Origin of the sequence: uncultured Thiodictyon sp., assembly GCF_903828115.1 — a bacterium.
Classification (GTDB): domain Bacteria; phylum Pseudomonadota; class Gammaproteobacteria; order Chromatiales; family Chromatiaceae; genus Thiodictyon.
This window is the reverse complement of sequence record NZ_CAIKKU010000773.1, coordinates 1-8970: the sequence shown is the minus strand read 5'-3', so window position 1 is coordinate 8970 and position 8970 is coordinate 1. Positions and strand designations below refer to the sequence as shown.

7 protein-coding genes and 1 pseudogene are annotated in these 8970 nt (G+C 69.7%); 3 read left to right on the top strand and 5 right to left on the bottom strand.

Going from position 1 to position 8970, the window contains the following annotated elements; genetic code table 11:
* Positions 1 to 199 precede the first annotated feature (199 nt).
* From QZY48_RS28375 to QZY48_RS28365, 3 genes and pseudogenes are all read right to left on the bottom strand, one after another.
* The gene (locus tag QZY48_RS28375) at positions 200 to 1393 is read right to left on the bottom strand and encodes an acetate/propionate family kinase (protein ID WP_295437001.1); all 1194 of its coding nucleotides are present in this window, start codon (positions 1391 to 1393) and stop codon (positions 200 to 202) included.
* Positions 1390 to 2325, bottom strand: a pseudogene (locus QZY48_RS28370) (phosphate acetyltransferase); the annotation flags it as partial. The pseudogene QZY48_RS28370 and the gene QZY48_RS28375, both read right to left, overlap by 4 nt.
* Before the next feature lie 35 nt (positions 2326 to 2360).
* The gene (locus QZY48_RS28365) at positions 2361 to 4622 is read right to left on the bottom strand and encodes a DUF3141 domain-containing protein (protein WP_295437000.1); all 2262 of its coding nucleotides are present in this window, start codon (positions 4620 to 4622) and stop codon (positions 2361 to 2363) included.
* Positions 4623 to 4997: 375 nt separating this feature from the next.
* On the opposite strand from QZY48_RS28365, the gene QZY48_RS28360 reads away from it, so the two are divergent.
* On the top strand, positions 4998 to 5228 hold the full coding sequence (locus QZY48_RS28360; protein ID WP_295436999.1) for a hypothetical protein: 231 nt from the start codon (positions 4998 to 5000) through the stop codon (positions 5226 to 5228).
* 104 nt (positions 5229 to 5332) lie between these two features.
* Entirely contained in the window at positions 5333 to 7729 is a 2397-nt protein-coding gene (gene hypF, locus QZY48_RS28355; RefSeq protein WP_295436998.1) for a carbamoyltransferase HypF, read from the top strand.
* A gap of 204 nt (positions 7730 to 7933) precedes the next feature.
* On the opposite strand, the gene QZY48_RS28350 is transcribed toward hypF, so the two are convergent.
* Complete coding sequence (locus QZY48_RS28350) at positions 7934 to 8257, bottom strand: helix-turn-helix domain-containing protein (RefSeq protein ID WP_295436997.1); 324 nt, start codon at positions 8255 to 8257, stop codon at positions 7934 to 7936.
* A gap of 261 nt (positions 8258 to 8518) precedes the next feature.
* Here QZY48_RS28350 and QZY48_RS28345 point away from each other — a divergent pair, with 261 nt between their 5' ends.
* Entirely contained in the window at positions 8519 to 8650 is a 132-nt protein-coding gene (locus QZY48_RS28345; RefSeq protein WP_295436996.1) for a hypothetical protein, read from the top strand.
* 12 nt (positions 8651 to 8662) lie between these two features.
* Here the strand turns inward: QZY48_RS28345 and QZY48_RS28340 are convergent.
* Positions 8663 to 8970 (bottom strand): helix-turn-helix transcriptional regulator (locus tag QZY48_RS28340; RefSeq protein ID WP_295436995.1); only part of this gene is annotated, 308 nt, incomplete at its 5' end.

Sequence of the window (8970 nt, the reverse complement as noted above, 5' to 3'; positions counted from 1 at the left end):
TCGTTGTCGTTGTCGTTGTCGTTGTCGTTGTCGTTGTCGTTGTCGTTGTCGTTGTCGAGCCTATCGTAGCACCCGGGATTCTCTAGCACGCCAAATTGCATGGCTTCTCCGATTACGATTACGATTACGACAACGACAACGACAAGGCAACCGACAACGAGGAACAAGCCGCCCCGCGCAAGGCCGGGCGCCGGGCCGATCACGGGAGGCGGCTGAGCAGGTCGCGCGTTTGCCCCGCGATCATCAGCTCCTCATTGGTGGGGATGACCCAGGCCGCGGTCCGGCTGTCGGCCGTGCTGATGCGGGCGGCGCCCTTGGCGGCGTTGTTCGCCGCGGGATCGAGCGTCACGCCGAGCCAGGCGGCGGCCCGGCAGACGCGCTCGCGGATCGGGGCGGCGTGCTCGCCGATGCCGGCGGTGAAGATGATGGCGTCGAGCCCGCCCAGGGCGGCGGCGAGTGAGCCCAATGCGAGGGCGATGCGGTAGACGAACAGCTCGATGGCGAACTGTGCCCGGGGCTCGGCCGATTCGAGCAGGGTGCGCATGTCGCTGGAGACACCCGAGACGCCGAGCAGCCCGGACTCTTTGTAGATGAGCTTCTCGATGGCACGGGCGTCCATCTGCATCTGGTCCATCAGGTAGAGCAGGACGCCCGGGTCCAGGTTGCCGCAGCGGGTGCCCATCGGCAGCCCGTCCACCGCGGTGAACCCCATGCTGCTCGCCACGCTCTTGCCGTCCGCAATGGCGCAGGCGCTGGCGCCGTTGCCCAGGTGCAGGACCACGGTGCGCCCCTGCGCCGCCCGGGCGTCGTAGTCGGGCAGGACGCTGGCGACATACTCATAGGACAGACCGTGGAAGCCGTAGCGCCGCACGCCGCGCTCGGTGATGACGGGCGGCAGCGCGAAGGCCTGGGCGATCTCGGTCTGACCCCGATGGAAGGCGGTGTCGAAACAGGCGACCTGGGGCAGGTTCGGGTGGTTGGTCAGCAGCGTCTTGATCGGTGCCAGGTTGTGGGGCTGGTGCAGGGGCGCCAGCGGGATGAGCTGCTCCAACTGCGCGACGATCGCGGGCGTCAGCCGTACCGGTGCCGCGAACGCGAGTCCGCCGTGCACCACCCGATGCCCGACGGCAGCAAGCCGGTGCGCGCTGAGCGGCTCGCGCAGGAAGCCGGCGATGTGCTCGACGGCGCCGTCGTGTCCCAGGGGTTGCGTCCAGTGCTGCTCGGCGACGAGGGTCCCCGCCGCGTCGCGGGCGCGGAACCGGGGCGCGGTCGTGACCCCTTCGAGCTGTCCGCTCAGCAGGGGATCGATGGCCCGCTCCCCGTACCGATCCAGGAAGACCGAGAACTTGATGCTGGAGGAGCCCGCGTTGACAACGAGTATGGCGTCGCTCATCCGACCACCGCCTTGTTGGCGTGCTCGCGCCGCGCCTGCACCACCAGTGCCGCGACCGCGCAGGAGGCCAACCGCACCTTGACCGAGTCGGCGCGGCTGGTGAGGACGATCGGCACCCGGGCGCCGAGCACGATGCCGGCCGCGTCCGCGTCGGCCATGAAGGTCAGGCTCTTGGCCAGCATGTTGCCGGCCTCCAGATCGGGGACCACCAGGATGTCGGCGAGCCCCGCGACCGGCGAGTCGATCCCCTTGATCTGGGCCGCCAGGAGGTCGATGGCGTTGTCCAGGGCCAGGGGGCCGTCCAGGATGCCCCCGGTGATCTGGTGGCGGTCGGCCATCTTGCACAGGGCGGCGGCCTCCACCGTGGACGGGATCTTGGGGTTCACCGTCTCCACGGCGGAGAGGATCGCGACCTTGGGGTTTTCAAAGCCCAGGGCGATGGCGAGATCGATGGCGTTCTGCACGATGTGCAGCTTGTCCTCCAGCGTCGGGAAGATGTTGATCGCCGCGTCGGTGACGATGATCGCGCGGTCCAGGGACGGCACGTCCATGATGAAGGCGTGGCTGATCCGCCGCTCGGTCCGCAGGCCGGTCGCGGACGCCACCACCGCGCCCATGAGCTCGTCGGTGTGCAGGCTGCCCTTCATCAGCAGTTCGGCCTTGCCCTCGCGGACCAGTTGGACCGCCAGGTCCGCGGAGGCGTGGCTGTGGGGGGTATCCACCAGTTCGAGTTGGGAGATATCGAGCTTGAACTGGGCCGCGACGGCGGTGATGCGGGCGCGCGGGCCGACCAGGATCGGCCTCAAGATGCCCATCTTGAAGGCCTCGACCGCCCCGGTCAGGGAACTCTCGTCGCAGGGGTGGGCGACCGCGGCCAGGACGGGTTCCAGGGCCTGGGCGCGGGCGATCAGGCCCGTGTACTTATCGGGTTTCGGTTGCATGAAGAGGGTCCTGTTGTCAGTGGTGGTCAGCCAGCCTTGCCCGCACGCGGTGCACCCGCCGGCGCCTTCTTGGTCTTGGGCGCGAACAGTGCCTCGATCTGTGCCAGGTGGGCGGCCCGATGCTCGTCCAGCGCGCCGCCCGCGCAACTGATCTGCCGGATCAGCGCGAGCGCCCGCGCCCGTGCCGCGGCGTCGTCCGGCAGCATCGTGGGGATCGCGGCCAGCGCCGCGTCCTGGTCGAGCAGGAGCGAGAAATACTGCTCGCGCAGCAGCCGTTTGAATTCCTCCAGCGTCATCCCGTCGTGCGCGGCGCGGATCTTGCGTAGGGCGTTGAAGGCACGCTCGTCCACCCCGGGTCCGGCCAGGCCGACAAAGACCAGGCCGCGGATCGCGGCCTCGAGCAGGCCGCCCTGGGCGAGCCGCGCCTTGAGTTCGCCGATGCGATTCTGGATGAAGGTGAGCCGCTCCGGCTCCAGCCCCGGTCGGCGCCGCGGCGGCGTGTCGGTGGCGCGGATGCCGACCAGGGCCTGCAGCAGGGGCGAACCGTAGATACCCAGGAACAGCTCCTCCATGCTGCGGTCACGCAGGTCGCGATAACCATCCAGCGCGGCCACGATCCCCTCCGAGATCATCGCCTGCCAGGCCAGGAAGGGATTGTCGGGCGCCGCCGGCCGACGCTGCTCGCGCACCTGCTCGGCCAGTTTGGCGATCTGCTGCATCAGCGGGTTACGGTCCGAGAACAGCTCGAAGGGCAGCTCGGCCGGATTGAGCTGGTGCAGCAGGCCGGCGCTCCGCGCCCCGCCGAGCGCCTGCACGAAGGGCTGGAACAGGGTGCGATACAGACCGAGATTGATCTCGGAGACCCGCTGCACCGTGGCGAAGCGGCGCTCGTTCTCCGGGTCGGGCTGGACGATGACCCGGATGTCAGCGAGCGTGCGCGGCTCGAAGCGGACGATCCAGTCGCCGCTGATCAGATCAGGATTGGCCGCCTCCGCGGTCTTGGGGGTCATCACCGCCTCGTAGAGGCCGGGCGGCAGCACGTCGATCAGGTCGATGTTGGAGGCAAACTCATCGTGCTCCTTCTTGGCGACACTGCCGGAGACGAAGATGCCCAGGTGCCCCACGTGGTCGTGGACCGAGTAGACGATGGTCTGGGCGGCGGCCCGCAGGTCCTCGTCCGTCGCGTAGAGGTCGATGATCCAGCCGAGCGCCTGCGGGGGCGGGGTGATGTTGTCGCCCTTGGAGCAGAAGCACAGGATCGGCGAGCGGATGTTGCGCAGGTCGACCCGCACCCCGTCGCTGGTGACGATCTCCGCGGTGGCCAGCCGATTGCCGACGAACAGGTGGTCAACGATCCACTGCATCTCCTCGGCGTTGAGGTTGATGTGCCCGCCCCACCACTTCTCGAAGTCCAGGAAGCGTTGGGCGTCGGTATCCACCTTGGCCCAGAGGTCATAGTTCTTGGTCCAGAGGGTGTTGGCGGGATTGAGGTTCTCGAAGTTCTTGACCAGATAGGCGCCGTCGAACCGGCCGCCGCCCAGGTCGCCCATCAGCGCCGTCATCCAACTGCCGCCGGCGAGCCCCCCGGAGTAGCGCATCGGGTTCTCGCCCTGGACCCCGGCCCAGTAGGACAGGGGTGAGCCCGGGATGATGATGGGTCCGAACAACTCCGGGCGGATGGCGGCCACCATCATCACCGCCCAGCCAGCCTGGCAATTGCCGATGACACAGGGCTTGCCCTCGGCCTGCGGGTGCAGTTCGATGACCTTCTCCAGGAAGACCGCCTCCGCCCGCGCGATGTCCTCGATCGTCTGACCGGGCATGGGGTGGGGGGTGAAGCCCACGAAATAGCAGGGGTGGCCGGCGCGCATCGCCACGCCCAGCTCGCTGTCGGCCTTGAAGCCGCCGATCCCGGGGCCGTGCCCGGCGCGTGGATCGACCACCACGAAGGGGCGCTTCTGCGAATCGATGACCACCCCCTCGGGCGGCGTGACCCGCACCAGCCCGTAGTTCACCGGGCGCGCGAAGGTGCGGCCGTCGAGGATCAGTTCGGAGCCGAAACTGAGCACATGGGGCACCTCCTTGGCCTTTTGCTCGTAGTACTGGTCACTGCGCCGCCGCAGCACGTCCCAGAACAGGACGGTGCGCTGGGCGGCGTCCACCAGATACTCCCCGAGCGGCCCCCAGGGTTGCAGCATGGCGTCCAGGCCCGTGTTCGCCGCCGTGGCCGCTGGTGCCGGGGTGGCGGGCAGGCCGCCGTCGGAAGGGGTCTTGGGGGTGTCGGACATCGCAATATTCCTCTCGTGGTTGCCTGAGGCGGCGGCCGGACCTGCCCGCGGGTCAGCGCCTGGACCGCGGCGGGCGGGCGACGGTCCCATTAGAATACAATAGCCTTGCGACCGACACGCGGTTTCTCAGGCACGGGAGCCGGGGCGTCCCGCCCCGGCGTCGGTCCGCCGTGCATCATCCCAGAGGGCACCAGCCGGGTAGGGTCCGCTGTGCGGACCGTGCGGCGGCTGAATTCGCGCGGGATTCGGTCCGCACAGCGGACCCTACACGGTACCCGGCTGCGGCTGCCGAGCCCCGGCAAACCTTGGATCGGCCGCGGCAACGCACTATGATGCAGTTTGTTACGAGTGTGGTAGATCGCATCAGGAGTCACCATGAGCATCTCCGTGCGCGTCAGCGACGACCTCTACAGAGCGGCGAGTACCGCCGCCAAGGCCGAGTTCCGCTCCATCCCCCAGCAAATCGAGTTCTGGGCCCAACTCGGCCGCGCCGCCTTCGACAACCCGGACCTGCCCATCGACCTGGTGCGCGACATCCTCATGTCACGGATGGTCCCCGTGGCGGATGCGGAGCCCTTCGTGCCCGAGGGCAAACCCGGTGTCTGAGGTCCGGGTACTCATGTGGACCCCGGACCTGCGCGTCCTGCGCGCCTTGGGTGTGTACGAGAACTTCTACCGCGATCTCAAGCTCCTCAGGAGCACTATTCCCGGTGGCTGAAACCATCCGCGTCCGCGGCCTGGTGCAAGGGGTGGGCTTCCGGCCCACGGTCTGGCGCCTGGCGCGCGATCTGGGGCTGACCGGCGACGTGCGCAACGACGGCGAGGGGGTGCTGATCCGCGTCTGGGCGCCGGACGCGGGCGGCACGGACGCGATCGACCGGCTCTGCGAGCGGCTGCGCACGCGGTGCCCGCCCTTGGCGCGGATCGATGCGATCGAGCGCGGCGCCCTGGACCTACCGCCCCCGGAACCGGCGCAATTCCTGATCCTCGCGAGCGCCGCCACCGGCGCGCACACCGGGGTGGCGGCAGACGCGGCCACCTGCGCCGCCTGCGCCACCGAGGTCCGGGACCCGACCGATCGCCGCTCCCGCTACCCCTTCACCAACTGCACCCACTGCGGCCCGCGCCTCTCCATCGTGCGCGCCATCCCCTATGACCGCGCCAATACCAGCATGGCGGTCTTTGCGCAGTGCCCGGCCTGCGCCGCCGAGTACGCCGACCCGGCCGACCGGCGCTTTCATGCCCAGCCCAACGCCTGTCCGGTCTGCGGGCCCCGGGTCTGGCTGGCGGACGCGGCCGGCCGGGCGCTGGACCCCGCCGACCTGGCGGGCGGCGATGCCATCGCCGCGGCCAGCCGACTCCTGGCCCAGGGACGCATCCTGGCGATCAAGGGCATCGGCGGCTTCCACCTGGCGTGCGACGCGGCGGACGCGGCGGCGGTGGCGCGGTTGCGCCAACGCAAGCGGCGCTTCGCCAAGCCCTTCGCCCTGATGGCGCGGGATCTGGACGTGATCCGGCGCTACTGCCGGGTGGGGGAGGCTCCGGCCGCCCTGTTGGCGAGCCCGGCGGCGCCGGTCGTCCTGCTGGATCGACTGGCGGGACTGCCGGTCCCGGCCCTGGCGCCCGACCTGGCCCCGGGCCAATCCACCCTGGGCTTCATGCTCCCCTACAGCCCCCTGCACCTGCTGCTGCTGGCCGACTGGGACCGCCCCCTGGTGATGACCAGCGGCAACCTGAGCGAAGAGCCCCAGTGTGTCGATAACGACGAGGCCCTGGGGCGCCTGGGCGGGCTCGCCGACCTGGTGCTGCTCCACGACCGGGCCATCGTCAACCGGGTGGACGACTCGGTGGTACGCTGGATGGACGCCGCACCGCGCCTGCTGCGGCGGGCCCGCGGCTATGCCCCCAGCCCCATCCGGCTGCCGCCCGGTTTTGCGGAGGCCCCGCCGGTGCTGGCCATGGGCGGCGAACTCAAGAATACGGTCTGTCTGCTCAAGGACGGCCAGGCGATCCTGACGCAGCACCTGGGTGACCTGGAGGAGGCCAACACCGCCCGCGAGTATGAGCGGACCATCGATCTGTATCTCGCGCTGTTCGAGCACCGCCCCGAGCGGATCGCGGTCGACCTGCACCCGGACTATCGCGCGAGCCTCACCGGCCGCGGGCGGGCCGCGCGCGAGGGCCTGGAACTGGTCCAGGTCCAGCACCACCACGCCCATTGCGCCGCGGTCCTGGCGGACAACGGCTGGCCGCTCGACGGCGACCCCGTGCTCGGCATCGCGCTCGACGGACTGGGCTACGGAACGGACGGGACCCTCTGGGGCGGAGAGTTCCTGGTCGCCGACTATCGCGGCTTCGAGCGGGTCGGCTGGCTGCGGCCGGTGCCCATGCCCGGCGGCACCCGCGCCATCCTGGAGCCCTGGCGCAACCTGGTGGCCCAGATCGAGGTGTGCCTGGGCTGGGATGAGTTCCGGCGCCGCTGGCCGGGCCTGGAACTGGCCCGCCAGTTGGAAGAACGGCCGGTGCCCCTGCTGCGCACCCTGATGCAGCGCCGCCTCAACGCGCCCCTGACCAGCTCCGCCGGGCGCCTGTTCGATGCCGTGGCCGCGGCCCTGGGGCTCTGTGCGGAGCGGATCAGCTACGAGGGGCAGGCGGCGATCGAGTTGGAGTCACTGGCGGTCGCAGGAAGTACGGGAGTACGGGAGTACGGGAGTACGGGAGCGGTCGCGGCGGCGGCGGGCGTTGGGGAGGGCTACGCCTGCGGCTTGATCGAGGGGGACGGCGGCACCCTGCTCGACCCGGCCCCGCTGTGGTGCCGCCTGTTCGACGACCTGGCGGCGGGGGTTGCACCGGGGCCGATCAGCGCCCGTTTCCATGCGGGCTTCTGCCTCGCGGTGGCGGACCTGGCGGCGGACCTGGCGCAGGCGCAGGGGCTCGCGCGGGTCGCCCTGTCCGGCGGGGTCTTCCAGAACCGGTTGGTGTTGGAAGGGGTCAGCCGGCGGCTGCGGCGGCGCGGTTTCGAGCCCCTGACGCACCATCAGGTGCCTACCAATGACGGCGGTCTGGCCTTGGGGCAGGCGGTCATTGCGGCGGCTTGGGTGGGGTGAGGTCGCTCCTACCCAAAGACGCTGCGCGGCGGACTTTGCGCTTGCATAGGGGCACTGGAAGCGGCGTTTCGGGGCCTGGTGGATGCGTCCGTCAGGCGCGATCACGAAGGGGGTCCCCCTCACCTCGAACATCTGCGCCGTGATCAGGGTGCGCTGGGCCGTCTGCTGTCCGCAGGGTGTTGCGAGACCGCCAGCGCCGAGCGATCAACCGGCCGCGACATAAGGCCGCAACACCTCCGGATGTTCCACCGCCAGCCGTGCCACCAGCAGCGCGCTGCCGGGGGGTGGGAAGCGCCCTTGCTCCCAGTCGCGCACGGTGCCGACCGGGGTTTGCAGCAGCCGGGCAAAGGCCGGTTGGGACAGGCCCAAGGCGGTACGGGCCGCGCGCAGGGCGAGCTGCTCCCGGGTATAGGTGCGCCCCCGCTCATCGGCGGCCATCTCGGCAAGCGATTCGCGCAGCCCGCGAATCTCCTCGCCGGCATCCGCTTCGATCGCCTGTGCGACCTGCTCCAGTGGCATCGTGCTCATGTGTTGCGCTCCGGAATGTCGGCGGGTGACAAGCAATCCAGGTGATGAAGTCCAGCCGCTCGGCTTCGCTCCATATCTGATCGGCCTGCTTGGCAAAAGTTGGCGTTTCGATGACCGTATGCATGGCGCACAAGATACGGGATTCCCGCACGCTCATCAAGCCGCCGCGTGCCGGGGTAGGGCGCGAGGCCCGACCCGCCGAATGGGGCGCAGGGACTCGCGCGGGTCGCCCTGTCCGGCGGGGTCTTCCAGAACCGGTTGGTGTTGGAAGGGGTCAGCCGACGGCTGCGGCGGCGCGGTCTCGAGCCCCTGACCCACCATCAGGTGCCCACCAATGACGGCGGTCTGGCCCTGCGGCAGGCGGTCATTGCGGCGGCGGGATTTATGATCTAAGGCCCGCAGCCATTAAGCGACCGTGGCGCTTGCGCCGTTGATTACCTCGGCGAGATCGCGGTTAGAGGCACCCAAGGCAAGGAGCGAACGGATCAGGAGATCCAGCGAAACCGACGCGTCGCCCGCCTCCATCTTGGCGACCCGCGACTGACTGGACTTGATGCGCCGGGCCAACTCGACCTGGGTCAGGTGTTGTCGCTGGCGCTGCGCCCGTAGCGCATCGCTCAATCGGAGCCGCAGATCCACATAGGCCGATTCTTCCGCCGATAGTCCGAGGAAGTCGTCGGCACTGCCGACCTGCCAGCCCTGCGCTTCGAGGC